Origin of the sequence: Nonomuraea sp. PA05, assembly GCF_008086045.1 — a bacterium.
Taxonomy (GTDB): domain Bacteria; phylum Actinomycetota; class Actinomycetes; order Streptosporangiales; family Streptosporangiaceae; genus Nonomuraea; species Nonomuraea monospora.
This window is the reverse complement of the sequence record NZ_VSEY01000011.1, coordinates 184,805-209,402: the sequence shown is the minus strand read 5'-3', so window position 1 is coordinate 209,402 and position 24,598 is coordinate 184,805. Positions and strand designations below refer to the sequence as shown.

The 24,598-nt window shown below is 72.6% G+C and carries 22 protein-coding genes; 7 read left to right on the top strand and 15 right to left on the bottom strand.

Translation table 11 applies throughout. The annotated features are described in order from the left end of the window. Positions 1–28 precede the first annotated feature (28 nt). Genes FXF51_RS19500 through FXF51_RS19490 form a run of 3 tightly spaced genes read right to left on the bottom strand, consistent with a single transcriptional unit; the run spans position 29 to position 3,254 of the window. Positions 29–1,645: a GMC family oxidoreductase N-terminal domain-containing protein gene (locus FXF51_RS19500; protein ID WP_148435918.1), complete on the bottom strand. Its 1,617-nt coding sequence runs from the start codon at positions 1,643–1,645 to the stop codon at positions 29–31. After that, positions 1,642–2,178 carry a carboxymuconolactone decarboxylase family protein gene (locus FXF51_RS19495; RefSeq protein ID WP_148435917.1) on the bottom strand — a complete coding sequence of 179 codons (537 nt, stop codon included), beginning with the start codon at positions 2,176–2,178 and terminating at the stop codon, positions 1,642–1,644. Before FXF51_RS19495 ends, FXF51_RS19500 begins: the two co-directional genes overlap by 4 nt. After that, complete coding sequence (locus FXF51_RS19490; RefSeq protein ID WP_148435916.1) at positions 2,175–3,254, bottom strand: dihydrodipicolinate reductase; 1,080 nt, start codon at positions 3,252–3,254, stop codon at positions 2,175–2,177. The genes FXF51_RS19495 and FXF51_RS19490 overlap by 4 nt, the downstream gene beginning before the upstream one ends. Positions 3,255–3,591: 337 nt before the next feature. Here FXF51_RS19490 and FXF51_RS19485 point away from each other — a divergent pair, with 337 nt between their 5' ends. Further along, positions 3,592–5,592: an ATP-binding protein gene (locus FXF51_RS19485; RefSeq protein ID WP_148435915.1), complete on the top strand. Its 2,001-nt coding sequence runs from the start codon at positions 3,592–3,594 to the stop codon at positions 5,590–5,592. Positions 5,593–5,597: 5 nt separating this feature from the next. Here the strand turns inward: FXF51_RS19485 and FXF51_RS19480 are convergent, their stop codons facing one another. Further along, entirely contained in the window at positions 5,598–6,926 is a 1,329-nt protein-coding gene (locus FXF51_RS19480; protein ID WP_148435914.1) for an amidase, read from the bottom strand. A gap of 43 nt (positions 6,927–6,969) precedes the next feature. On the opposite strand from FXF51_RS19480, the gene FXF51_RS19475 reads away from it, so the two are divergent. Beyond that, entirely contained in the window at positions 6,970–8,235 is a 1,266-nt protein-coding gene (locus FXF51_RS19475; RefSeq protein WP_148435913.1) for a hypothetical protein, read from the top strand. Here the strand turns inward: FXF51_RS19475 and FXF51_RS19470 are convergent. The 6 genes from FXF51_RS19470 to FXF51_RS19445 all read right to left on the bottom strand — a co-directional run bounded on the left by FXF51_RS19470 (position 8,159) and on the right by FXF51_RS19445 (position 12,832). Then, positions 8,159–8,983: an amino acid ABC transporter permease gene (locus tag FXF51_RS19470; RefSeq protein WP_148435912.1), complete on the bottom strand. Its 825-nt coding sequence runs from the start codon at positions 8,981–8,983 to the stop codon at positions 8,159–8,161. The two genes, FXF51_RS19475 and FXF51_RS19470, sit on opposite strands and share 77 nt — an antisense overlap. Then, positions 8,980–9,648, bottom strand: coding sequence for an amino acid ABC transporter permease (locus FXF51_RS19465; protein WP_148435911.1), 669 nt, complete (start codon positions 9,646–9,648; stop codon positions 8,980–8,982). The genes FXF51_RS19470 and FXF51_RS19465 overlap by 4 nt, the downstream gene beginning before the upstream one ends. Then, positions 9,648–10,475, bottom strand: a complete 828-nt coding sequence (locus FXF51_RS19460) for a glutamate ABC transporter substrate-binding protein (protein ID WP_148435910.1) — start codon at positions 10,473–10,475, stop codon at positions 9,648–9,650. Before FXF51_RS19460 ends, FXF51_RS19465 begins: the two co-directional genes overlap by 1 nt. A 9-nt stretch (positions 10,476–10,484) precedes the next feature. Further along, the gene (locus FXF51_RS19455) at positions 10,485–11,228 is read right to left on the bottom strand and encodes an amino acid ABC transporter ATP-binding protein (protein WP_148435909.1); all 744 of its coding nucleotides are present in this window, start codon (positions 11,226–11,228) and stop codon (positions 10,485–10,487) included. Positions 11,229–11,309: 81 nt separating this feature from the next. After that, positions 11,310–12,152, bottom strand: coding sequence for a glutamate ABC transporter substrate-binding protein (locus FXF51_RS19450; protein ID WP_262379655.1), 843 nt, complete (start codon positions 12,150–12,152; stop codon positions 11,310–11,312). Continuing rightward, positions 12,149–12,832, bottom strand: coding sequence for a response regulator (locus tag FXF51_RS19445; protein WP_148435908.1), 684 nt, complete (start codon positions 12,830–12,832; stop codon positions 12,149–12,151). Before FXF51_RS19445 ends, FXF51_RS19450 begins: the two co-directional genes overlap by 4 nt. Positions 12,833–12,987: 155 nt before the next feature. Here FXF51_RS19445 and FXF51_RS19440 point away from each other — a divergent pair, with 155 nt between their 5' ends. From FXF51_RS19440 to FXF51_RS19420, 5 genes are all read left to right on the top strand, one after another. After that, the gene (locus FXF51_RS19440) at positions 12,988–15,891 is read left to right on the top strand and encodes a hybrid sensor histidine kinase/response regulator (RefSeq protein WP_148435907.1); all 2,904 of its coding nucleotides are present in this window, start codon (positions 12,988–12,990) and stop codon (positions 15,889–15,891) included. Between the two features lie 82 nt (positions 15,892–15,973). Next, a complete protein-coding gene (locus FXF51_RS19435) occupies positions 15,974–16,360 on the top strand; it encodes a hypothetical protein (RefSeq protein WP_148435906.1) in 387 nt (128 codons plus the stop codon). Continuing rightward, positions 16,360–17,238, top strand: coding sequence for a hypothetical protein (locus tag FXF51_RS19430; protein WP_148435905.1), 879 nt, complete (start codon positions 16,360–16,362; stop codon positions 17,236–17,238). Before FXF51_RS19435 ends, FXF51_RS19430 begins: the two co-directional genes overlap by 1 nt. Positions 17,239–17,255: 17 nt before the next feature. Further along, positions 17,256–17,567 carry a YbaB/EbfC family nucleoid-associated protein gene (locus FXF51_RS19425; protein WP_148435904.1) on the top strand — a complete coding sequence of 104 codons (312 nt, stop codon included), beginning with the start codon at positions 17,256–17,258 and terminating at the stop codon, positions 17,565–17,567. A gap of 59 nt (positions 17,568–17,626) precedes the next feature. Continuing rightward, positions 17,627–19,702, top strand: coding sequence for a SpoIIE family protein phosphatase (locus FXF51_RS19420; RefSeq protein WP_148435903.1), 2,076 nt, complete (start codon positions 17,627–17,629; stop codon positions 19,700–19,702). Between the two features lie 117 nt (positions 19,703–19,819). Here the strand turns inward: FXF51_RS19420 and FXF51_RS19415 are convergent, their stop codons facing one another. The 5 genes from FXF51_RS19415 to FXF51_RS19395 form a co-directional block, all read right to left on the bottom strand. Next, positions 19,820–20,956, bottom strand: a complete 1,137-nt coding sequence (locus FXF51_RS19415) for a CU044_5270 family protein (protein WP_148435902.1) — start codon at positions 20,954–20,956, stop codon at positions 19,820–19,822. Beyond that, entirely contained in the window at positions 20,949–21,500 is a 552-nt protein-coding gene (locus tag FXF51_RS19410; RefSeq protein WP_148435901.1) for an RNA polymerase sigma factor, read from the bottom strand. Before FXF51_RS19410 ends, FXF51_RS19415 begins: the two co-directional genes overlap by 8 nt. Before the next feature lie 75 nt (positions 21,501–21,575). Next, positions 21,576–22,334 (bottom strand): ABC transporter permease, encoded by a 759-nt coding sequence (locus tag FXF51_RS19405; RefSeq protein ID WP_148435900.1) that lies wholly within the window; start codon positions 22,332–22,334, stop codon positions 21,576–21,578. Beyond that, positions 22,331–23,284 (bottom strand): ATP-binding cassette domain-containing protein, encoded by a 954-nt coding sequence (locus tag FXF51_RS19400; protein WP_148435899.1) that lies wholly within the window; start codon positions 23,282–23,284, stop codon positions 22,331–22,333. Before FXF51_RS19400 ends, FXF51_RS19405 begins: the two co-directional genes overlap by 4 nt. Positions 23,285–23,286: 2 nt before the next feature. Further along, positions 23,287–24,486, bottom strand: coding sequence for a cytochrome P450 (locus FXF51_RS19395; protein ID WP_148435898.1), 1,200 nt, complete (start codon positions 24,484–24,486; stop codon positions 23,287–23,289). Positions 24,487–24,598 lie beyond the last annotated feature (112 nt).

The following is a 24,598-nucleotide window of genomic DNA, read 5'->3' as shown; positions in this document are numbered from 1 at the left end:
GGGGCGGCCCGAAGCCGCCCCCAGGCGTTCACAGGTCGGCGGCGATGATGCGTTCGATGTTCCGCTCCGCCAGCGCCGTGATCGTCACGAACGGGTTGACGGTCGTGTTCCCCGGGATCAGCGCCCCGTCGATGACGTACAACCCGGGATAGGCGGTCAGCCGCCCGTAGTTGTCGGTGGCCCTGTTCAGGACGGCCCCGCCGAGCGGATGGTAGGTGAGGTGATCGCCCCAGATCTTGTAGACCCCGAACAGGTCCGTCCGGTAGATCGTCCCCTCCCTTGAGTTGATCTTGTCGAAGATGCTCTTGGCCATCTCGATCGACGGCTGCTTCCACGCGGTCTGCCAGTTCAGCTCCACCTTCCCGGCGGCGCCGTTCCAGGAGAACTGCGCCCGGTGCGGGTTGTTGGTGATGGACAGGTAGAACGAGGCGAACGTCTCGATCCCGGTGGGCAGCGGGGCGACCTCGGCGAACGCGCCGCCGGCCGCCCAGTTGTCGATGCCGCAGCACGGGATGGCCGACTGGAGCGAGCCCGTCGGGTCCCACAGGTGATTCGCCCGGCCGCACATGACGTTGCCGTTGTCGCCCCAGCCCTTGCCGATCTCGCCGTTGAGCGCCGGCAGCGCGCCGGTGGCCTTCAGCTTGACGAGGAGCTTGCTGGTGCCGACGCTGCCCGCGGCGAAGAAGACGCGGTCGGCGGTGACGGTCTTGGTGGCGACGGTGTCGCCGGTCGTGTTGAGCTGCTCGATGACGACCGTGTAGGCGCCGCCCGAGGCGGGGGTGACCGAGGTGACCCTGTGCAGGGGCGAGACGGTGACGCGGCCGGTGGCGGCGGCGCGGGCGAGGTAGGTCTTCTGCAGCGACTTCTTGCCGTGGTTGTTGCCGTAGAGGATCTCGCCGGCCAGCGCCGACTGGGGGACGGTGCCGGCGGCCTCCTGCTTCATGTAGTTCCAGTCGTAGACGTCCGGAACGAACACGAACGGGAAGCCGGAGCGCTGCGCGTGCTTGCGGCCGACGCGGGCGTACTGGTAGCAGGCCGTGGTGTCGAACCAGGCCGGGTCCACGGTGCCGACGCCGAGGGCCGCGTTGGCGCGCGGGTAGTAGGTGGCGTACATCTCGTCGGGGTTGACCGAGGGCAGGACGGCGGCGAAGTTCTCGCGTCTCGGGGTGACCGCCATGCCGCCGTTGACGAGCGAGCCGCCGCCGACGCCGCGGCCCTGGTAGACGGTGATGCCGCCGAACTCCTCCGCGTCCAGGATGCCCGCGTGGCGGGGGATGTCGCGGTCGATGGGGAAGCCGAGGAAGTAGTTGAGCGGGGCCTTGGTGCGGGTGCGCAGCCAGTAGGAGCGGTAGTCGGGCTCGCGCGTGTTGCAGAAGATCTTGCCGTCGGGGCCGGGGGTGTCCCAGGCCTGGCCCATCTCGATGAGGTGGACGTTCACACCCGCCTCCGCCAGGCGCAGGGCGGCCACCGAGCCGCCGTACCCGGTGCCGATGACCAGGGCCGCGACGTGCGCGCCGGAGGAGATGGGGGCGGCGGCGCGGGCGGCGGGGGAGTGCGCGCCGAGGGCGGCGGTGCCGAGCAGCGCGCCGGTGGCGGTGAGGAAGCCGCGGCGGGAGAAGTCGTTCGGGAGAACTGCCTTGCTCATGAGGCCGGGCTCGCTTTCGGTGACGAGGCTCCCGGGGACGGGGCTCTCGGGGACGGGGCGCTCGGGAGGCGGCAGGTGGTGTCCAGGCCGAGCACGTGGTTGAGCCGGCCGAACGCCAGCCACGAGCCGATGCACATGCTCAGCTCCACGATCTGGAGCTGGCTGTAGTGCGCGCCCATCCGGCTCCAGAACTCCTCGTCCAGCCCGTGGTGATCGACGGTGTAGCGCTCGGCGTACTCGGCGGCCAGCCGGGTGCGCGGGTCGAAGGCGGTGGTGGTGCGCCAGTCGGCGACCGCGTCGGCGAAGCCGTCCTCGACGGTGTGCCCGTCGCGTTCCGTCCGCCAGTCGAGGCAGAACGCGCAGCCGTTGAGCTGCGCCACCCGCAGTCTGGCGGCCTCGAACTCGCGCAGCCCGAGCGTCGTGTGCGCGTACACCGCCATCGAGTAGCGCGAGGCGGCGGGCCCGATGCCGGGCACCATCTCACCCCACACGTACTCGATCGGGTCCTTGCCCTCCGGGATGTCGATCCTCACCCGCTCCTCCTTCCGAGCTTGCCGATGGCGGGCCGCAGCGGCACGTCGAGCGCGTCGTACAGCCCTGGCCCCGCCTCCACGAGCCACTCGACGGCGTTGACCAGCCGGCCCACGGCCGTCGCGTTGCCGCCCGCCGAGTGGTTGCCGTCCTCGTCGGTGGCCTGCACCGTGACCTCGATGTGCGGCCGGCCCTCGACGATCACCCGGTGCGCGCCCACGCCGCCGGGCGGCACGGGCCAGTCGGGGGCGCAGGACGGGTGGATGCGGGTGACGTGCTCCAGCACGATCCTGGGCCGCCCGCCGACGATGCCCTGCACCTCGAAGCGCACCGCGCCCTGCGTGCCCGCCTCGAACGCGCCCATCGACGCGGTCGTGACCGTGGACTTCAGCGGGCGGCGCTCCACGTGCTCGCGCACGTCGTCGAGGTCGGCGCCGAGCGCCCTGGCGATCAGCCGCACCTGGCCGCCCCACACCATGGTGGGCACAGCCGGGGCGAGCATCGGCGGTTCGTAGTCCATCGGCTGGCCCATGCCGACCAGGTAGCGGACCGCGTCGGGCTGGTCGTAGGTGGAGTAGTCGAAGATCTCCTGGCAGCGTACGGCGTCCACGGTCGCGGCCAGCCCGCTGACCAGCAGTGGCAGCACGTCGTTGGCCCAGCCGGGATCGACGCCGGAGACGAACAGGGAGCCGCCGCCCGCCTCGATGGCGGCCAGCACCGGTTCGCGGACGTCGGGCGGGGCGCTGCGGTGGTCGTACAGCGCGTAGAGGGAGGGGGTGACGACGACGGCGCCCGCGCGCAGGGCGCCGACGACGTCGGCCAGCGCCTCGGACGGGCGGATGTCGCCGGAGGCCGCGTAGACGACGGCTTCAGGCCCCGCGGCGAGGGCCGCCCCGGCGTCGGCGGTCGCCGCGACGCCCAGGCGGTGGCCGAGCCCGGCCAGCTCGCCCGCGTCGCGGCCGATCTTGGCGGGGTCGTGGACGAGGACGGCGGTCAGTTCCAGCCCCGGGTGGGCCTCGACGGCGCGGATGGCGGCGCGGCCGATGTTGCCGGTACCCCAGACGATCGTGGACACCATGGGCGGAGCGTAGCAAGCGCTTGGTTAAGTGGGAAGGCCCGTGTTTCCCGTGGTCGGGCCGGAGCCGCGGACTAACATGGCAGAACCCCGCAAAGTGGTAAGGCAATAAGAAACGCCCGCAACCCGGTCTGTTGCGTAGTCACTTTCTCACTTTTCGTGGCGGAACCTGGCCGCGTCCGGCAAGCTGCTGTCACCGAATGCGGCGGACCGAGCCGGACAGGTGAGGATCATGAATATGGGTGGGCGGCATGCCGGGAATCTGCCGCCGGAAATGACCAGTCTGGTGGGCCGCCGCGGAGAACTCGCCCGGATCCGCCGGTTGTGCGGGGAATATCGCATGGTGACGCTGACCGGCGTGGGCGGGGTCGGCAAGACCCGGCTCGCGTTGCGGGCCGCCGCCCTCATGCAGCCCGGCTACGGCGACGGCGCCTGGCTCGTCCCGCTCTCGGCGCTGGACCAGGGCGCGCTGGTGCCGTACACGATCGCCGAGGCGCTCCCGCTGGCCGACCGCACCACCCGCCCCATGATGGAGGTCCTGACCGAATACCTGGAGGACCGGCACCTCCTGCTGGTCCTCGACACCTGCGAACACCTCGTCGACGAGTGCGCCGCCACCGCCCGCGACCTGCTCGTCGCCGCCCCCCACCTGTCGATCCTGGCCACCAGCCGCCGCCCGCTCGGCGTCCCTGACGAGCAGGTGCTCATCATCGACCCGCTGCCCGTCCCCGACTCCGGCGGCGGCGGGCGGCAGGACGCCGTCATGCTGCTCGCCGACCGCACCGCCCGCTCCGTGCCCGGCTTCACCGTCACCGACGACAACCGCGCCGACCTGGCCCGCCTGTGCCGCCGCCTGGAAGGGTTGCCGCTGGCCATCGAGCTGGCCGCCGCCCGGCTGCGCGACCTGCCCGCAGGCGAGCTGTGCGAGCGCCTCGACGACCGCTTCGAGCTGCTCGGCGACACCGACGCCGAGGTCAGCGAGGCCGACCCGCCCTGGCACCAGGCGCTGCGCACGGCCATCGGCTGGAGCCACCAGCTCTGCACGCCGGAGGAGCGGCTGCTGTGGGCGCGCACCTCGGTCTTCTCGGGCAGCTTCGACGACACGGCCGTCATCGACGTCTGCGCCGACGACCTGCTGCCCGCCCACGCCATCCCCGACCTGCTGTCGGGCCTGGTCGACAAGTCCATCCTGATCTGGGCGCCCACCGGCGGCGGCGAGCGCTACCGGATGCTCGACACCATCCGCGAGTACGGCGCCATCTGGCTGCGCGCCCTCGGCGAGCAGGACGGGCTGCGCCGCCGCCACCGCAACTTCTACCTCAAGCTGGCCCGCCGCGGCGACGCCGCCTGGCTAGGGCCGGAGCAGATCTCCTGGAACGACCGCACCACCGCCGAGCACGACAACCTGCGCACGGCCCTCGACTTCTGCCTGGCCAACCCCCGTGACCACACCGCGTTGGAGATGGCCGCCGCGCTGTGGTTCTTCTGGTATCCCTGCGGCTTCCTGCGGGAAGGTCAGCATTACCTGGAGCGCGCCCTGGCTCTGGACACCGAGCCGAGTGTGGTGCGCAACCGGGCGTTGTGGGTGTGCAGCCTGACCCTCATGGTTCAGGGCGACCCCGACGCCGGCATGGCCTGGGCCGCCGAGTGCGCCGGAGTCGCCGAACGACTCGGCGACACCGCCGCCGCGCTCGCGGCCCAGGCCATGGTCATGGCCGCCGCCACCATCAGGGGCGACCTGGCGCTCGCGCTCGCGCTGGCCGACAGCCTGCTGGCCGTGCACCGGCCCGAGCACGGCCTCACCCTGCCCACCCTGCTGGCCAGGCTCGGGCAGAGCCACGTGCACACGGCGCACGGCCGCGTCGAGGACGCGATCAAGGCGCTCGAGGAGATGTGCGCCGACTGCGACAAGCACGGCGAACGCTGGATGCGGGCCTACGCCGACCTCTTCCGCGCCCAGGCGGAGCTGTCGCTCGGCCGCAACGACGCGGCCCAGGCCTACGCCCGGTCGGCGCTGGAGATCAAGCACCGGCTGCACGACAGCATCGGCATCGCCCTCGCCCTCGACGTGCTGGCCTGCGCCGCGTCCGCCTCGGGGCACGGCGACCCGGCCGCCCGGCGGCTCGGCCTGGCCCAGCAGGTGTGGGACACGATCGGGCGGGCGCAGATCGGCATCCAGGAGTGGGTCGCCGCCAGGGAGACGTGCGAGCGGGAGGCCAGGGAGGCGATCGGCGACAGCGCGTACCAGGCGGCGTTCAGCGCCGGCTACGACACCGGGCTGGACACCGGCATCCTGCTCGCCCTCGACCCCAACCCCGCCCACCCGGCCACCGAACGCTGACCGGCTCAGGCCGCCGGGGCGATCCTGGCGGCCGTGGCGAAGAGGTGGTGCTCGTCGCCGGGGCGGCAGACGAGCTGCAGGCCCACCGGCAGGCCGTCCACCGTCCCCGCGGGCACGGTCAGGGCGGGCAGGCCGAGCACGTTCCACGGGCTGGTCAGGGCGAGCAGCGCGGGACGCACCGCGACCGCCCGGCCGTCCACCTCGACCTCGCGCCGGTCGATCGGCGGCGCGACGATCGGCACGGCAGGCAACGCGAGCACGTCGAAGCGGCCGAAGAGCATCTCACCCTCTCCCATCAGCCGCTCCCTCGACTCCATGGCGCGCACGTGCCGCCAGCCGGGCACCTCCGCGGCGACGCGCAGCCGCTCCAGCACCTCGGGGTCGAACAGCTCGGGCGCCCGCTCCAGCCGCTCGGCGTGCACGGCCACCGTCTCGCAGCTCTGCACCACCACGTACGTCTCCCGCACCTCCTCCATGAACCCCACCGGCAGCCCCGCCTCGCCCGGCCCCAAAGCCTCCACGGCGGCCCGCACGACCCGGCTCACCCGCGGATCACCGTCGAACAGCCCGGCCGGATCCACCCACCCCACCCGCGCCGGAACGTCCCGCCCCGCAGGTGGGAGATCCCCGAGGCACCGGTAGGCGACCAGGCAGTCCTCCGCCGAGCCCGCCAGCACCCCCACGTGGTCGTAACTGCGCGACAGGGGGAACACGCCGTCCGCCGAAAGAACCCCGTACGCGGGCTTGAACCCGGCGATCCCGCACAGAGCCGCCGGGATGCGCACGGACCCGCCCGTGTCGGTGCCGATCGCCAGCGGGACCACGCCCGCTCCGACGGCCGCCGCGCTGCCGCCGCTGGAGCCGCCCGACATGCGCGCCGGGTCCCGGGGGTTGCGCGAGGGGCCGTTGGCGGAGCGGTCGCCGGTCGGCCCGTACGCGAACTCGTGCGTCGTCGTCTTGCCCACGATGACCGCCCCCGCCTCGCGCAGCCGCGTCACGCAGGCGGCGTCGGTGTCCGGGACGTGCCCCGCGAAGTGCCGCGAGCCCATGGTCGCGGGCAGCCCCGCCACCTCGATCAGGTCCTTGACCGCGACGGGCAGCCCGTGCAGCGGCCCCCTGCCGGCGCCCGCGGCCAGCTCCTCGTCCGCCCGGCGCGCCGCCTTGAGCGCTCCGGCGGCGTCCACGGTGACGAAGGCGTTCAGCTCGCGGCCGAGCGTGCCGGCGGCGTGCAGGGCCTGCTCGGTCAGCTCGACGGCGGTGACGCGCCCGTCACGCAGGTCCTTGGCGAGGCCGGTGAGGGTGCGGCCGGTGAAGGGGCCAGGGGAGATCGGCATGAACTCATCATGACGGGCATATCGCCCCACTACGATCATCGGGATGCCCCACGCACCGTCCATCGCCCGCCGCATCCGCAGGGCCGCCGCCGTAGCGATCAGTCTGTGCGCGCTGATCGGCGCGGTGCGCCTGATCGTCCCGGCCACCGCGGGCCCGGACGGCGAGCCGCCCGGCGTGCGCCGCCAGCTCGCCTTCCTCCGCCCGGCCCTGGAGGCGGGCGCGGGCGAGCAGGCGCAGACGCTCTTCCCCGAGGGCTACTTCTTCCTGCACGTCCTGTACGGCCTGAGCTGGGTCGAGCTGGGCCAGCGGGACCCCGCGTCCAGACCCGAGGCGCTGCGCGAGTCGCGCTGGGCACTCGGGCGGCTCGACGCGCCGGCGGGCCGCGAGCCGTTCAGCCCGGACCTCGACCCGCCGCACGGCGTCTTCTACCGGGGCTGGACCAACTGGCTGCGCGGCGGCGTGCTCGCTCTGCAGCCGGAGGGCCGCCGCGACCCGGCCGAGCTGCGCCGCCTCGCCGCGGACTCGGCCGCCCTGGCCAGTGCGTTCGACGAGTCGGGGTCGCCGTTCCTGGAGGCGTACCCGGGCCAGGCCTGGCCCGTGGACTCCACGGTGGCGATGGCCTCGCTGCGCCTGCACGACACGCTGCGGCCACCCCTCTACGCGGGCACCGTGGCCCGCTGGCTGCGCCAGGCCCGCGAGCGGCTCGACCCGCGCACCGGCCTGCTCCCGCACCGCTCGGAGCCCGGCACGGGCGAGCCCGCCGAGGTGGCCAGGGGCAGCTCGCAGAGCATCATCCAGCGTTTCCTGGTGGACGTGGACCCGGCCTTCGCCGCCGAGCAGTACGCCCGCTTCCGCGACCGCTACGTGGTCACCCCGCTGGGTCTCGGCCCGGCCGTCCTGGAGTACCCGTCCGGCATGGAGGGGCCGGGCGACGTCGACTCGGGGCCGCTGCCGCTGGGGGTGAGCCTGTCGGCGACCGCGGTCACCCTGGGCGCCGCCCAGGTGCGGGGGGACGCGGCGCTCGCCGCCGCGCTGGCGAACTACGGCGAGCTGGCCGGGCTGCCGGTCGGCACCCCGTGGACCAAGCGCTACGCCTTCGGCCTGATGCCCGTCGGGGACGCGTTCCTCGCCTGGTCGAAGACGGCCCGCCCCTGGGTGTCGGAGCGGGCCGCCCCGCCGCCCGCCACCGTCTCGTGGTGGTGGCGGGCGCCGCTGCTGGTCCTGCTGGCCCTCATCGGGATCGCACCCTGGGCACCCGCGCTGAGGAGGCGCCGAGGCGGTTCGCCAGCCGGTCCAGCGCCATGTTGATCACTATGAAGATCGCGGCGATCAGGATGGCCGCCGGGATGACGTTGGAGAAGTTGGCCGCGATCCCGTTCAGCCCCCTGTCCACCAGCTCGTCGTAGCCCACGATCAGGCCCAGCGCGGAGTCCTTCAGCAGCACCACGAACTGGCTGATCAGCGCGGGCAGCATGGCCTTGACGGCCTGCGGCAGCAGGACGAGCCGCATCACCTGCCCCTTGCGCATGCCCACCGCGTACGCCGCCTCCCGCTGCCCCTTCGGCAGGCTCTGCACCCCGGCCCGAAGGATCTCCGCGATCACCGACCCGTTGTAGAGGGTCAGGCCGAACACCACGGCGGCGAACGCCGAGATGTTCACGCCGATGAGCACGAACGAGCCGAAGAAGGCGAAGAAGATGAGCAGCAGCAGCGGCACGGAGCGGAAGAACTCCACCACCATGGCCGCCGGCACCCGGATCCACCGGTGCTCCGACAGCCGCGCGACGGCGAAGACCAGCCCGAACAGCGCGGCCAGCACCACCCCCGCGACGGCCGCCGCGAGCGTGCCGGCCAGGCCGGGCAGGATGAACGTGGCCCACACGTCGCCCCGCAGCAGCGGCGTCCACTTCTCCGCCGCCCACTGGTCCTTCTCGTCGAAGCGCACGTAGACGAAGTACGCCACCGCCAGCAGCGCCGCCGCGACGAGCGCCGTCAGCACCCGGTTGCGGCGCACCCCGCGCGGCCCCGGCCTCTCGTACAGGTTCGCGTACGTCATCGCGCCACCGCCATCCGCTTGGACAACCAGCCGAACAACAACCCCATCGGCAGGCACAGGAGCACGAACCCGGCGGCGAAGCCGAGGAAGATCTCGATGACCTGGTCACCGTAGGTCTCGATCAGCTCCCGCATCCGCACCGACGCCTCCGCGACGCCCACCACCAGGGCGATCGTGGTGTTCTTGGTCAGCGCGATGAGGATGCTGCCCAGCGGCGCCACCACCGCGCGGAACGCCTGCGGCAGCGTGATCAGCGCCAGCGTCTTGACGAAGCCGAGCCCCAGTGAGCGGGCCGCCTCCGCCTGCCCCACGGGCACCGTGTTGAGCCCGGAGCGCAGCGCCTCGCAGACGAACGCCGAGGTGTAGGCGGTCAGCCCGATGACGGCGAGCCAGAAGTTGTTGGTCGCGATGTCGTCGGACAGCTCCAGGCCCAGGTTCGCGCCGATGCCCAGGCCGGTGAACAGCAGCACCAGCGTCAGCGGCGTGTTGCGGGCCACGGTCACGTACACGGTGGCGGTGGCCCGCAGGGACGCCAGCGGGGCCACCCGCATGGCGGTCAGCAGCGTGCCCAGCACCAGCGAGCCGAGCGCGCTGACCGCCGTCAGCCGCACCGTCATCCAGAAGGCGGCGAAGATGGTGCCGCCTTCTGTCAGCAGAGCGTCCATCAGTACCGCTCGAGCTGCGGGACCTGGGGCAGGGTGAACCCGGAGGCGCCCACGCTGGCCTGCAGCGCCTTGGTCCAGCTCCCGTCGGAGAACATCTTCTCCAGCGCGTCGTTGACGGCCTTGCGCCCGTTGGTGTCGTCCTTCTTCAGGCCGATGCCGTACTTCTCGGTGCTGAACGTCTTGCCGACCACCTTGAGCTTGCCGGAGTGCTGCGCGGCGTAGCCGGCCAGGATGACGTTGTCGGTGGTGATGGCGTCGAGCTGGCCGCCGAGCACGCGGTCCACGCAGGCCGAGTAGGTGCGCTCCTCCTGGAGCTGCACCTCCTTGGCGTACTCCGACTTGACCTTCTGGGCGGGCGTCGAGCCGGCGACGGAGCACAGCTTCTTGCCGTTGAGCGCCTCGGGCCCGGTCAGCGCCGCGTCGTCGGCGCGGACCAGCAGGTCCTGCCCGGCCACGAAGTACGGGCCCGCGAACGACACCTTCTGCTTGCGCGCGTCGGTGATCGAGTACGTGGCCACCACCAGGTCCACCTGGCCCTGCTCGATGAACGCCTCCCGGTTGGCGGACACGGTCTCCTTGAACGTGATGCCGCTCGGCTCGACCCCGAGCTGCTTGGCCACGTACTTGGCGACCTCGATGTCGAAGCCGGAGAAGCTGCCGTCAGGGGTGCGCAGGCCCAGGCCGGGCTGGTCGGCCTTGACGCCGATCACCAGCTTCTTGTCGTTCTTGGCCTTGTCCACCACGGAGGCGTAGCTCTCCGAGCCGCCCCCGCACCCGGAGGCGACGGCGACCACGGCGAACACGGCGAAAAGGGATCTGCCGAACATGACAACTCCTCAGTGAGTCAGGATCTTGGCGAGGAAGGACTGGGCGCGGTCGCTGCTGGGCGCGCCGAAGAAGGTGTCCGGGGTGTTCTGCTCGACGATCTCGCCGTCGGCCATGAAGACGACCCGGTCGGCCGCACGGCGGGCGAAGCCCATCTCGTGGGTGACGACGACCATGGTCATGCCCTCGCGGGCCAGGCCCGTCATGACGTCCAGCACCTCGTTGACCATCTCCGGGTCCAGCGCCGAGGTGGGCTCGTCGAACAGGATCGCCTTCGGGTCCATGGCCAGCGCCCTGGCGATGGCCACCCGCTGCTGCTGCCCGCCGGAGAGCTGCGCGGGGAACTTGGCGGCCTGGCCGCCGATGCCCACCCGGTCGAGCAGCTCGCGGGCCTTGCGCTCGGCCTCCGCCCTGGGCCGCCTCAGCACGTGTACCTGCCCGAGGACGACGTTGTCCAGGACGGTCTTGTGCGCGAAGAGGTTGAAGGACTGGAAGACCATGCCGACCTCGGCGCGCAGCCGGGCCAGCTCCTTGCCCTCAGCGGGCAGCGGGGTCCCGTCGAGGCTGATCGTGCCGGAGTCGATCGTCTCCAGCCGGTTGATCGCGCGGCACAAGGTGGACTTGCCCGCCCCGGACGGGCCGATGACCACCACGACCTCGCCCTGCCGTACGGTCAGGTTCACGTTCTTGAGCACGTGATGATCGCCGTAGCGCTTGTTGACCTGGTCCAGGACGATCAAATCCGCCTGGCTCATGCGTCACGCTCCTTGTCTCGGTCAGCGTTGGCGTAACCGTAGGAGCCGCATGTGTCGCGGAAAGGCTTGTGATCGTTCTGCTCAGCAATTGGCCGGGCGAGGAGCCGGCTTGGCGGATTCGGAGGTGGTGCCGGAGACCCCGACGGTGGCCACGTAGGCGCGGTCCCACTCGCCGTTGCACAGCCAGCGCGCGATCAGCCCGTTGAGGTAGTCGCGGAAGGCGGTGTCCTGCTTCTTGATGCCCATCCCGTACGGCTCGCGCCCGAACGGCTTGCCGACCAGCCGCAGCGAGTCGGGATGCTGGGCGTAGAGCCCGAGCAGGATGGTGTCGTCGGTGCTGACCGCGTCCACCCGCCCGGCCACCAGCGCGGGCACGCAGATGCTGTACGCGTCCACGACCTCCAGGTCGATGCCGGGCACCATGGCGCGCAGCCGCTCGACCGAGGTGGAGCCGCGCGCCGTGCACACGGTCTTGCCCTTCAGGTCGGTGACCCCGTTGATGGTGGAGTCGCCGACCCGCACCAGCAGGTCCTGGCCCGCGTAGTAGTACGGGTCGGAGAAGGTGACCCGCTGGGCGCGGGTCTCGGTGATCGAGTAGGTGGCGATGACGAGGTCCACGACGCCCTGCTCGATGAAGTTCTCGCGCTCGCTCGACACCGTCTCGACGAAGCGGATGTTGCGCTCGCTGCCCGTCAGGTCCCTGGCCACCAGCCGGGCCACCTCGGCGTCGAAGCCGGTGATCCGCCCGCTGGCGGGGTCCTTGTAGCCGAAGACGGGCTGGTCGAACTTGATGCCCACGGTCAGGATGCCGCGCTCCCTGATACGCGACATCGTGGTGTCCTCGGGGAAGGCGTTCGCCTCGCCGCAGGCGGCGGGCAGCACGCCGACCAGCACGGCCACCAGCAGCGCCCGTAACGCCCTCATCGGATGCGGTACCGGTGCTGTGGCCGCCCCGTCGTCCCGTACTTCGGCCGGCCCTCCACCAGCCCCCGCTCGGCCAGGTGCTCCAGGTAGCGGCGGGCGGTGGCCCGGCTGACGCCGACCTTGGCCGCCAGCTCGTCGGCCGAGGCGTCCTCGACGTCCGACAGCGCGTCCAGCACCGCCTGCTCGGTGGAGGCTGAGATGCTCTTGGGACGGGTGCCCACGTCGAGGTGGAGCGAGCGGAAGAGGTTGTCGATCTCCTGCTGGTCGGTGAAGCGGGGCTCGGACTCCAGCTGCTTCACGGTGGCGGCGTAGCGCAGCAGGGCCTGCTCCAGCGTGCCCGCCCTGGTCGGCTTGACCAGGTAGTTGAGCGCGCCGCGCTGGATGGCGGCGCGTACCGTCGCCGACTCCTTGCGCCCGGAGATCACGATGACGTCGGCGGGTGGCTGGTCGGGGCGGCGCAGCCGGTGCGCGACCTCCAGACCGGGCATATCAGGGAGGTGCAGATCGAGCAGCACCAGCCGGGGCGCGAACCGCCCGGCGGCGGCCAGCGCCGCGTGGCCGGTGTGCGCGATGCCCACGACCCTGAACCCGAGCACCCGGTTGACCTGCGCGTGCAGGGCCGCCGTGACGACCGGGTCGTCGTCCACGATGAGAACGGTGATGTCCCTGAGCTCAGGCACCGCCACGCTCCTCGTCATTCAGGTAGATCACTGCAGCTTAAGCGGGTTTTAATAAAAAAGATCACCTTTTGCTCTTTCTGCTCACAGGGAACCGGCGCGCTGGCCGGTTTCCTCCTAATCTGTACCCGAGCGAGTGGGGGGAGGGACGGACGCCCGTGCGATGGTTGCTCGCGGTGACGGCCCTGTGGACGTTACTCGGCCTGCTGCCCTTGGCGCTGCTCACCTCGTCCAGCATCTCGCTGTCGGAGAACGCGATGACCGACGAGGTGCGCGAGCGCGTCAGGACCACCGCCTCCGTCAGCAGGGTCGTGGTGGAACAGCAGATGGACTCCCTCAAGCAGCTCGTCACCGCCTTCGCCCAGCGGCCCCAGGTGCGCGACGCGGTCAACGAGGTCACCAGCGCCACCATGCGCGACTGGCTCGGCGAGCTGGAGCGGCTGCGCGACGGCGTCAGCGGCCTGATCGTCGTCTCGCCCGAGGGCAAGACCAGAGGCGCGGAGCCGCCGACCGTGCTCCCGCAGGACATCTCCACCACCGACTGGTACCGCGCGGTGCGCGATGGGCGCCAGGCGCACGTCTCGCAGGCGTACACACCCACCATGGTAGGCGTGTCGAGGGCGGTCGCGGTGGCCGCGCCCATCCCGAGCGGCGACGGCACCCGCATGCTCGGCATGTTCACCGTCGTCTACAGCCTCGACGCCATCCAGGAGTTCGCCGAGGACGCCGCCGAGGCGCAGGACATCCGGCTGCTCATCACCGACAAGGCCGGCGTGCTGGTCGCCGACCCCGGCAGGAAGCTGTTCGCGCTCACCTCCCTGCGCGAGGACCCGCGCGTGGACTCCGCGCTGGCCGGGCGGGCCTGGAGCGGCGAGTTCCACGGCATCGACGGGCCCGTCCTGTCGGCCTCCGAGCCCATCCCCGGCATCGGCTGGACGGTCACCGCCGAGGTCTCCGTCGCCGAGGCGCTGGCCTCCACCGAGAAGCTGCGCACCAACGTGCTCACCGTCGCGCTGCTGCTCGCCCTGCTCATCCTCATCGGCCTCGGCCTGCAGATCCACTCCACCAGGAGCAAACGGCGGGCGCAGGCCACGCTGTCGGAGTACGCCGCCGAGCTGTCCAGGTCGGCCGTCGAGCTGGCCGCGGCCAGGGACGAGGCGATCAGCGCGTCCAGCGCCAAGTCGGAGTTCGTGGCCAAGATCAGCCACGAGATCCGCACCCCCATCAACGGCGTGCTCGGCATGAACTCCCTGCTCATGGGCACCCGCCTGGACGAGGAGCAGCGCTACTACGCCAGCACCGCCCAGGAGTCGGCGCACAACGTGCTGCGCCTGCTCGACGACTTCCTCGACCTGTCCAGGATCGAGGCGGGCCACCTCCAGGTCGAGGCCGTGCCGTTCGACCTGCCGCGCCTGTGCGACGAGGTGGTGGCGCCGTTCGCGCCGCACGCCTACGAGCAGGGCCTGTGGCTGACGCTGCGGCTCGACGAGAACGTGCCCCGCCAGGTGTCGGGCGACCCGGCCCGGCTGCGCCAGGTGCTGACGAACCTGGTCGGCAACGCGCTGAAGTTCACCGTCCAGGGCGGCGTGGACCTGCACGTCGCGCTCGACGAGGGCGAGCCGGGCCAGGAACGGGTGGTGCTCAGGTTCGCGGTGGCCGACACCGGCATCGGCGTCGGGGAGCGGGACAGGGAGCGCGTGTTCGGCGTCTTCCGCCAGGTGGACTCGCCGATCACGCGCAGGACCGGCGGCAGCGGGCTCGGGCTGGCCATCAGCAGGCAGCTCGTCGAGCTGATGGGCGGCCAGATCGGGCTCGACAGCGTCGAAGGCGTCGGCAGCCGGTTCTGGGCCACCCTGCCGGTGGACGTCCTCACCTGGTCGGAGCCCGGCGCGGGAGTGCTGGAAGGGCGGCGCGCGCTGGTCGCCGACCCGCGCCCCGAGGACCGCACGCTGGCCGCGCGCTGCCTGGAGCAGGCCGGGGCCGAGGTGGAGGAGACCAGGGACGAGGAGACGGCGCTGGCGCGGCTGCGCGCCGCCGCCGCGGAGGGGCGGCCGTACGAGCTGGCGGTCGTCGCCCTGGACCTGGGCGCGAGCCCCGGTACGGGCCCCGTGCTGAGCCCGGATCCCGCCGATCCGGGCGGGCCGCGCTCGCTCGCCGACGCGATACTCAACGACCCGTCGCTCCAGGCCACCAGCGTCATCGTGGTCGTCACCCCCGGACGTGCGGGGTTCGCCTGGCCTGGCGCGGCGGGGGAGCGGGCCGTGCAGTCGATCACCCGGCCGCTCAGCCGCCGCCGTCTGCTCGCCGCCGTGGAGAACGCGCTGGGCACGGCGGAGTGCGACGGCGAGCCGCGCGAGGGCGCTCAGGTGGCCGGCCGGACCGGGGGCGCGCGCATCCTGGTGGCCGAGGACGACGAGGTGAGCCGCCAGGTGGCGATGCTGGTGCTGAGCCAGGCCGGGCACGAGGTCCAGGCGGTCGACAACGGCCGCCAGGCGGTGCGTGCCGTGCTGGCCGGCCGCTATGACCTGGTGTTCATGGACTGCCAGCTCCCCGTGCTCGACGGCCTGGCCGCGACGGAGGAGATCAGGGAGAGCGAGGAGACGCACACCCCGATCATCGCGATGACCGCCGCCGCCATGCCGGGCGACCGGATCCGGTGCCTGGAGGCGGGCATGGACGACCACCTGGCCAAGCCGGTCGACTGGCCGCGCGTGCTGGCCAGGATTCCGGAGTGGACGGCCTCCGCCGGGCTGCCGCCCGAGCTGGCCGGGCTGTCGCAGGAGGCGCTGGCGGACGTGGCGCGGGCCTACCAGGCGACCGCCACCCGCACGTTCGAGGAGCTGAGGCAGGCCGTGTCGAGCGGCGACCTGGCCGCGGCGGCGGGGCTCGCGCACCGGCTCAGGGGCGCCTGCGCGACGGTCGGCGCCGCCCGCGAGGCCGAGCTGTGCGAGCGGGCCGAGGAGCTGGCCAGGGCGGGACACGCCGTGGACGGCGATCTCCTGGAGGAGCTGGGCGGGCTGCTCAGCGCCGCGCCCGAGTGGATGAACGCCGCTTATTCCTGAGTTGACACACTGATTAACACCACGGACATTTCGCTCCACTAGCGTGCGCAGAGAAGATGATTTTTCCGGGATTGGAACACTAATGGCTGATTTGTCCGGCGAAGCGGACGGCGACGGGGTCCTCATCGACTGGACGTCGATCCGCAAGCTCGCCCGGCTCTTCGACCAGACCGGCGACGACGTCACCGCCCTGCTGCGCGCCTCCTCCCCGCTGGCCACCACCTCCGACCTGGTCGGCGGCGACGAGGAGGGCCACACGTTCGCCGAGTGGTACGCCGACGGCTACGACTCGCTCGCCGACGCCATGCGCCGCATCGCGGGCAAGAGCTTCACCTCGGCCGCCGGGCTGCGCGACTTCGACGCCCTCTGGGACTACCTGGAGCTTCGGATCATCGCCACCCTGCCCGAGATCCCCGACGTGCCCCGGCTCGCGGTCCCGCAGGCCCCGCCCAGGGGAGAGGGCGCCTGATGTTCGACCCCTTCCAGGCGCTGGCCTGGTTCGCCGGCGTGCGCGTGCCGGTGGCCGACGTGTCCAACCTCCGCGCCAGGGCCACGGCGCTGCGTGAACTCGCCGCGGACATCGGGGCGCTCGCCCGCGAGACCGGCACCGCCGTCACCGAGGCCCGCCAGGCCAACCACAGCCGCACGGTCTCCCGCTTCGCCGACGTGTGGCCGTACGAGCTGGGCCCCCGCTACGCCGCGCTCCAGGAGGAGCTGGAAGACCTGGCCGCCGGCTGCGACGACTACGCCGCGGCCGTCGAGGAGCACCGCGAGCAGCTCCTCATCATCGGCACCCAGCTCGCCGCCATGGCCTTCACCATGCTGTTCGGCTTCGTCTACCCGGCCGCCAGGATCGCCGCCGAGCAGGCGTTCAAGTGGCTGGTGGCCAGGGCCAGGCTGGAACGCACCATCTTCCAGAAGATCACCAAGGCGATCCTGGAGGCGCGCATCGGCAAGCGCAGGGTCGGCGGCTACGTGGTGCGCGAGGGCCTCGACGCGCTGGCCGACTCCGTCCTGTGGACCGGGCTCAAGACCGGCGTGCACGCGGCCAGCTCCGCCGCCACCGGGCAGCCCATGGGCAACCTCTGGGAGTACGCGGGCAAGCACTTCGTCGCCGAGATGGCCTACAACGGCGGCATCAAGGGCCTCAGCGACGCCAGGAAGTTCTTCCCCCCGACGCGGGTCACCGAGACCGTGCTCGGCACCGGCCCGGCGGGCAAGTTCTTCCGCCGCACCCTGTCGGCCGCCACCATCTACCCCCTGGTCGCCAGCGGGGGCCTGTCCGACGAGGGCGCCCTGCGCTCCGCGCTGGCCCACGCGCCCAGGGCGTTCCTCTTCAAACGCTGAGTACTTCAGGAGCCCCCATGACGACACCGCCGCGCACCGGCGACCCCGAGCTCGACCGCGCACTCGCCGAGATGGCCGCCGGCACCGCCCGCCTGGAGGAGGTGAGCCGCCTGCTGCGGGAGACGACCGGGCGCGGGGAGAGCGCCGGCGGACAGGTCGCCGTCGAGCTGACGGCCACCGGCTCGCTGGCGGGACTGCACATCGACCCCCGCGCCCTGCGGCTGGGCTCCCACGCGCTGGTCGAGGCCATCACGGAGGCGTTCAGGCAGGCCGAGGAGGACGTCGCGGGCCGCTCCCACGACCTCGCCAGGACCGCCTTCGAGCTCTGATCCCGGCACTTGCCGCGCTCTTGGCGCTCACGATACGTGCGCATCCGTATTCTGCCCGTATGGGGTGGACGGAGCCGTCCGGCCTGGACGATCTCCTGATCGAGGCCGTGTTCAGCGCGGGCGCCCACATCGGCGCCGTGTACGTCCTGGACGGCACCCACCAGGTCCTCCAGATGGAGGCCACCATGGGCCTGCCCGCCGCGATCGCCCGCACCTGGGCCAGGATCAGGACGAACGAGTGCGTCCCGATCGCGATGGCGGTGCGCGAGCGGCGGCTCGTCTGGCTCAGGGACCGGGTGGAGCTGGCCCGCGGCTTCCCCGCGGCGGCGCTGGCGCTGCCGTACGACTTCGCGATGGCCTTCGCCCCGCTCCGCTCCGGCGGCACGGTGTGGGGCGGATTCATGCTGGGCTGGCCCACCGGCGGCGAGGCCGAGCTCAGCCGTGACAAGGCCTGCGTGATCGACGACGTCTGCGCCAGGATGGGCCGCCTGCTGCGCCGGGCCGGCGAGCAGGGCCGGCCGGTCGTTCCCGGGCCGCTGCCCCGCGTCCTCGACCAGGTGCACACCCTGCGGCCGGGACAGCCCGCCGGGCTGACGGCGCTGACCTGCCTGAACTCCCTGCCCGAGGGGCACTGCCACCTGGACGCGCAGGGGCGGGTCACGCTCGTCACCGCGCGGGCCGCGAAGATCCTCGCCGTGGACCCGTCCGAGATGATCGGGCAGCGTCTGTGCAAGGCGCTGCCCTGGCTGGACGACCCCCTCTACGAGGACTACTACCGGGGCGCGATCGTCAGCCACCGCGTCACCCGGTTCACCGCCCGCCATCCCGACGGGCGGTACCTGTCGATGGAGTGCCTGCCCGGCGTTCCCGGCGTCACCCTGAGGATCAGGCCCGCCACCACGCACGAGATCCCGGCCGGCGGGGCCGCGGGACGCCCCCCGCTGATCGGGCTGCACGAGATGCTGCACCTGGCCACCTGCCTGGCGCAGGCCGTCACCGCGCAGGACGTCGTCGACCTGGTCGCCGACCACGTCCTGCCCGTCACAGGGGCGCAGGCGCTGGCCATCCTGAGCTGGGAGAGCGGCCGCATGCGGGTGGTCGCCTCGCGCGGCTACACCCAGGAGGGCATCGACACCTTCAACGGCCGCCCGGTGGTGCACGCGGTGCCCTGGGTGCCCGGCTACCAGTGGGACCGGCCGTCGTTCTACGGCACGTGGCAGGACTTCCGGCGGACCTTCCCCACCGCCGTCCGCGTGGACGGCATGAGCGCCTGGGCGCTGCTGCCGCTGTCCGCCGCCGGGCAGTCCATCGGCACGTGCGTGCTCGGCTACGAGCACCCTCACCGGTTCGGGGACGAGGAGCGGGCCATGTTCACCGCGCTCGGCGGGCTGATCGCGCAGGCGTTCGAGCGGGCCTGGCTCTACGACAACAAGCACCAGCTCGCCGAGTCCCTCCAGGCCCGCCTGCTGCCGCGCGACCTGCCCGAGATCCCCGGCCTGGAGCTGGCCGCCAGGTACGTGCCCACCACGCCCGGCATGGACATCGGCGGCGACTTCTACGACGTGATCCGCCTCGGCGACACGACCGCCGCCGCCGTCATCGGCGACGTGCAGGGCCACGACATGACCGCCGCCGCCCTCATGGGGCAGGTGCGCACCGCCATCCGCGCCACCGCCACCACCACCGCCACCTGCGGCGAGGTGCTCGCGCACGCCAACCGGCTGATGGCCGAGCTGGCCCCCGACCGGTTCACCAGCTGCCTCTACCTCAGAGTCGACCTCGACGCGCGCACCGTGTGCCTGGCCAGCGCCGGCCACCCGCCGCCGCTGCTCAGCAGCCCCGGCGCCCCGGCCAGGATCCTCGACGAGGCGTCAGGGCTGCTCCTCGGCATCGACCCGTGCGCCGAGTACGTCACCGTCGAGCTGTCCCTGCCGCCGGGCTCTGTGCTGGTCCTCTACACCGACGGCCTCATCGAGCAGCCGGGCCTGGACATCGGCGAGGCCATCGCCGGCCTGGCCGCCCGCTTCACCCCCGATCGCGACCGGCCCCTGCACGACCTCGCCGACGCCCTCATCGAGCCGGCGGCCCAGCACCAGCGCGCGGACGACACCGCCGTCCTCCTCCTGCGCCTCTGACGTCCACCCGCGCGATCACGAGTCCCGCGCCTGCGACGTCCACTCGCGCGATCACGAGTCCTGCGCCTCCGAGTCCTGCGCCTCCGAGGCCTGCGCCTCCGAGGCGTGCCGGCGCGCTCAGGGGAGTTGCTTGCTGCTGAGACGGCAGCCGCGCGGCCGCTCAGGCCGGTCGGAGGTCCAGCCCGCCTCGTCCGTCCACGCCTGGTAGGACAGGTACGTGCCCTCGGCGAGCCCCTCAACGCTCTCGGCGGCGACGCTCGCGTTCGCCACCAGGACGGCGCCGGTCCTCGGGTCGAGGATGGTGGTGTACCGCTCGGCCACCTCGTCGTCCGCGCCGAACTGCATGGCGAAGCCCTCGCTCTTGACGAACGTGACCGCCAGCCCCCGGCGCCCGAGCGGATCCTCGGCCGTCCCGCCCACCGTGGTCGTCGGCAGCCCGGCCAGCAGACGCAGGACGGCCGCCCGCACCCGCGGGCCGATCGGCATCTCCAGCAGCCACGACGCCCGCGGCAGGAACTCCTCGAAGCTCTCGTGCCGCTCGCCCGCCTGCCACTGGCGGCGCAGCCTCTCGCGCAGCCCGTTCACGTCGGCGGGCAGCGCCGCGAGGTCGGCCGGCGTCAGCTCGCCCAGCCGCCGGTCGCCGAGGACGCCCGATTGCCGCGTGCGGGTGTACACGCACGACGCGGGCCGGTCGCCCAACCGCAGCTTCCCACAGCGCTTGGCGGGCGTGCCCGGCGTGCACACACGCGCGACCTCCGCCGGCGACCCGGCCGCCTTCCACACGCGCTCGTCGGCGGGCGTGGCGGGCCGCACGTACTCCTGCCGCTGCCGCGCCTGCACCGGGTCGTCCGGATCGCGCGGCTGCCACAGGTACGCGCTCGACGCGGACAGCACGTTGAACGCCTCGCCGCCCGCCTCGACCCTGAGCAGGCTGCCGTTGATCAGCGGCCTGAGCCAGTACGGGCCCGTCGTCTCCGGCAGCCGAGCGACGTCGTCCGCGAGCCGCAGCAGGGCGTCGTTGCCACCGGGAGGCGCGATCACCGGAGCGGGCGCGGGCGCGAGGATCGTCACCGCGGAGACGACCGCCGTGACGACGGCGACGGTCGCCGTGGCCGTCCACCCCCAGAACGCGCTTCGGCGGCGGGCCGGCCGCTCCATGGCCGCCGTCAGCCGGGCGTGGGCCCGCCCGACCACCTCCGGCGAGGGCGGCGGCGCGTCCGGGAGGGACCTGGCCAGCAGTTCCAGCTCATCCATGGTTGACCTCCAGGGGGTTGACGTCGCCGAGCGCCGCGCGAAGCTGCTTGCGGGCCCGGTTGAGGCGGGAGGCGACCGTTCCGGCCGGGATGCCGAGCGCGGCGGCCACCTCGGCGTGGCTGAGGCCGCCCAGCGCGCTGAGCAGGACGACGTCGCGGTCCCTGCGGTTGAGCGCGGCCAGCGCCCCCGCCAGCCTGCCGGTCAGCTCGCCCGCCGCCACCCGCGCGAGCGTCGCGTCCTCGTGGCTGTGCTCCTGCCGCTCCGCCGCCCGGCCGAGCGCCTTCCACCTGCGCAGCTCGCCGCGGTGGTGCCGGGCGACGAGGTGCGTGGCGATGCCGTACAGATAGGGCCGCACCGCGCCGCGCGAGGCGTCGTGACCCCGCCGGTAGGCGGCCAGGAACACCTCGGCCGCCAGGTCGTCGGCGAGGTCCGCCGAGAGCCGCCTGGCGATGTAGCGGTGGATCTCGGCGAAGTGCGTGGTGAAGATCTCCTCCCAGTCCGCCCCCGGATCGGGCGGGCCGGTGAGACCGGGCGGGACGGCCATGCAGGCAACTCCCCTGTGGTCGGGTCGACGCTGAACACCTCTTGTTGCCCGAAGCCCCCCAGCCCTTTCACGCGGTCACCGGTTGTAGAGCCGGCGCGCCCACAAGTATCCGGTCAGCGCGATGCCCGCGCTCCACGCGGCCGCCTCCACGAGGGCGGTGCCCGGCGGACGCCCGGCCAGCAGCGCGCGCAGGCTCTCGATGACCGGCGTGAACGGCTGGTGCTCGGCGAACCACCGCAGCCCCGGCGGCATCGACTCGGCAGGGACGAAGCCGCTGCCCAGGAAGGGCAGCACCATCAGCGGCATCGGCAGGTTGCTGGCCGTGGTGACGCTCTTGGACACCAGGGCCAGCGCCACCGACAGCCAGGTGACGGCGAAGATGAACATGGCCAGCACGCCGGCCACGCCGAGCCAGCCCAGCGCGGAGGCGGCCGGGCGGAAGCCGATCAGCAGCGCCGTCACGGTCACCACCGCGATCGCGACGAACGTCTGCGCCATCGCGCCGAGCACGTGCCCGGTGAGCACCGAGACGCGGGCGATCGCCATGGTCTTGAACCTGGCGATGATGCCCTCCGCCATGTCGGAGGCCACCGCGATCGCCGTGCCCTGCGCCGCCGAGGCGATCGTGGTGACCATGAGGCCAGGGGTGAGATAGCCGGCGTAGGCGGTGCGGTCGCCGCCGAGTCCCGCGCCCATCGTGCCGCCGAAGACGTACACGAACAGCAGCAGGAACACCACGGGGACGCCGGCGAAGGTGAGGATCAGCGACGGGTGGCGCATCATGTGCCGAAGCTGGCGGCGCAGCATCGTCGCCGAATCGGTGATCGCTCTCATCGGGCGGGCTCCTTGGTGAGAGTGAGGAACACGTCGTCCAGGTCGGGGGTGTGCACCGTCAGCTCCGCGACCTCGACGGCCTGGGCGTCCAGCCACTCCAGGAGGCCGCGCAGCTCCTTGACGCCGCCGGCGCCGGGGATCTGGGCGGTGAGCGCCGCGTCGTCGCACGAGGTGGCGCCCAGGTGCGGGACCGCCCGGCGGTAGCCGTCGGCGTCGGCGAAGCGCAGCACGAGGTGGCCGCCGGGGACCAGCCGCTTCAGCTCGCCCGGCGTGCCCTCGGCGACCAGCGAGCCCTGGCTGAGCAGCGCGATGCGGTCGGCCAGCTCGTCGGCCTCCTCCAGGTACTGCGTGGTCAGGAAGATGGTCACGCCGTCCCGTTCGACCAGGTCCCTGACGATCTGCCACATGGTGCGGCGGCTGCGCGGGTCCAGGCCGGTGGTCGGCTCGTCCAGGAAGATGATCTGGGGGGTGCCGACCATGGTCATGGCCAGGTCGAGCCGGCGGCGCATGCCGCCCGAGTAGGCCGCGGCGGGCTTGCGGGCGGCGTCGGTGAGGTCGAAGCGCGCCAGCAGCTCGCGGATGCGCTGCCTGCCGCGCGCCCGGCCGAGGTGCAGCAGGTCGGCCATGAGCCGCAGGTTCTCCTCGCCGGTGAGCAGGCCGTCCACGGCGGAGAACTGGCCGGTGACGCCGATCGCGGCGCGCACCCGGTCGGGCTCGGCGGCCAGGTCGTGCCCGGCCACCCGGATCTCGCCCGCGTCCGCCCTGATCAGGGTGGACAGGATCTGCACGGCCGTGGTCTTGCCCGCGCCGTTGGGGCCGAGCAGGGAGAAGATCGTGCCCTGCGGGATGGTGAGGTCGATGCCGTCCAGGACGACGTGCGGGCCGTACGACTTGCGCAGCCCGCGCACCGAGATCGCGGTGTCTGTGGCGGTGTCTGTGGCGGTGTCCACGCTCACGCCTCCCACGTGACGGGCAGGCTGCGGACGCCGTGGATCTGCACGGGGTCGGTGCGCATCGGCACCTCCCCGGCCGGTACGGCGAGCCGCAGCGTCGGGAACCTGGCCAGGAGCGCGGGAAAGGCGACGCGCATCTCGACGCGGGCGAGCTGCTGGCCGAGGCACTGGTGGATGCCGTGGCCGAAGGCCAGGTGCCCGGCGGCGGAGCGGCGCAGGTCGAGCACGTCAGGGTCGGCGAACCTGGCCGGGTCCCTGTTGGCGGCGTTGACCGCCAGGATGACCGTGTCGCCGGCCTTCAGCGGCACGCCGTCCAGCTCGACGTCCTCCAGCACGCCGCGGCTGCCGTTGGCGGCGATGGACAGGTAGCGCAGCAGCTCCTCCACCGCGCCGGTGGCCAGGCCGGGGTCGGCGCGCAGTGCGGCGAGCTGCGCCGGGTCGCGCAGCAGGGCGTACGTGCCGAGCGCGATCATGTTGGCGGTGGTGTCGAGGCCCGCGCCGAGCAGGAAGGCGGCCACGCCGCCGAGCTCCTCGTCGGTGAGGTCACCGCCCGTGGCCAGGTCACTGAGCAGGTCGTCGGTCGGCTCGTCGCGCTTGGCGAGCGCGAGCCGCCGCAGGTAGTCGCCGAGTTCGGTGAAGGCGGTGTACTGCGCCTCGGGCTCGGCGGCGCCGGACAGCACGCGGGTCTGCACCTGGAAGCGCTCGCGGTCCTCGTACGGCACGCCGAGCAGCTCGCAGATCATCAGGGCGGGGATGGGCTGGGCGTAGACCTCGACGAGGTCGGCGGGCGGCCCGAGCCGCTCCATCGCGTCGAGCCGCTCCTGGGTGATCTCGGTGACCCGTTCGGTGAGCAGGTTCATCCTGCGGACGGTGAACTTGCCGGTCAGCGTCCTGCGCAGGCGGGTGTGCTCCGGCGCGTCCAGGCCGGTCAGGTCGCCGACAGGGGCGGGCGGCAGGTGCGTGCCCGCCTGCGGGAAGTACTGGGTCTCGTAGCGGGAGCTGAAGCGCGGGTCGGCGAGGATCTGGCGGACCAGGCTGTAGCCGGTGACCAGCCAGATGCCCGGGGCGCCGGCGGGCGCGGCCAGGCGGGCGATCGGCTGCTCGGCGCGCAGGGCGGTGACCTCGGGAGCGGGGTCGAAGGGGCAAGCGGGGGAGCGGTCGAAGGACGGCGACTGCTCGCGATAGTACGTGTTCGACATGCTTTGAACGCTACGTTGCGTTCGAAAGACAGGTCAATCTGGCCGCTGCGTCATCGCAGGTGAGACGGGAAATATTGATGCAATGACGCTGGATGCGAACGCAATGATTCGT